General features: G+C 40.5%; 1 pseudogene. It reads right to left on the reverse strand.

What is annotated here, in order from left to right:
• Nucleotides 1-202, reverse strand: a pseudogene (locus tag AB4486_RS26505) (hypothetical protein); the annotation flags it as partial.
• Nucleotides 203-385 lie beyond the last annotated feature (183 nt).

Consider the following 385-nt stretch of genomic DNA (forward strand, 5'->3'; position numbering starts at 1 on the left):
GTTCAGCACCATTTTCTGAATGTGCTGATAAAGAAAACGGTAGGGTGGAAAGAACAATAATGACACTAATAGAAAGCTCCCTAAACTTGCGCGCTCCAATCAGTATTAAGAGATCCAAAATTGAAAGCACACCACTTCCATCAAAGACCTCATCCTCAAAGCTGTCATCTCCTATGAATGTTCTTTTAGATTTGGCAGCCATTTCTTATTAGCGCCTCCTGTAAAAGTTATCGTTTGTATAGTGCTTCTAATGTCACTGATTCGAGTGTTAACTCATTGACTAAGAAGCCAACTACTACGAAGATGCACCTTCTGGAATATCGACCGGTTTAGATAGCGCGTAAACGGTGAATTGATAGCGATGCGTTCGACCATTTAATGGACA

Source organism: Vibrio sp. 10N.222.55.C6 (genome assembly GCF_041473395.1).
Taxonomy (GTDB): domain Bacteria; phylum Pseudomonadota; class Gammaproteobacteria; order Enterobacterales; family Vibrionaceae; genus Vibrio; species Vibrio crassostreae_C.